The organism is Serratia sp. A07, assembly GCF_058725505.1.
The window spans coordinates 1-526 of record NZ_JBZXDO010000255.1 but is presented as its reverse complement, the minus strand read 5'-3'; the positions used below and the strand labels follow the sequence as shown (position 1 = coordinate 526).

Genomic DNA, 526 nt, shown 5'->3' with positions numbered 1-526 from the left:
GTCCTCAACGCGAAAACTTTCTCGATAAAATCGTGATACCAAACGCTCGATGATGATCTTCTTGCCAAGTCTGCAAGGATTATTCGTCTTGTAATCCCACGAAAGCCGCTGGAAAACGTCGATTAAACCCTGCTCAAACGTTTCCGCTTTCGTCGCATTTAACGCCTCAAATGTTGCCAGTACATTGTCCAGCGTCACGGCAGGGCATTTCTCGCTGTACAGAGATTCATTCCAATCATCGCGCTGCTTTTGGCTCATCAGTGTAAACATCCCCGTTTCATTCATCAGGCGCGTCCAGATGCTGCGGTCGACGTTGATTTGTGCTGTGCGATTAAATTCGTTCAGATTTGTGCTGCGTTTAAGTTTTTCAATAATTGCATATTCATCGAATTGATAGCTATGGCCGCCAGCCTCGCGCAAAATAGAGAGTGCTGCGTGGAGTTTTTCCGCCGCCGCTTTCAATTCAATTAACCCCAAATTTCGCTGAGCGATAATGACATCAATTGCTGCCGAAGGAATGATATCG

At 46.2% G+C, this 526-nt stretch carries 1 protein-coding gene; it reads right to left on the bottom strand.

The genetic code is table 11. The features are described from left to right. On the bottom strand, positions 1-526 hold a 526-nt coding region (locus tag AC4PR2_RS29600), incomplete at both ends, for a DUF4942 domain-containing protein (protein WP_492176139.1).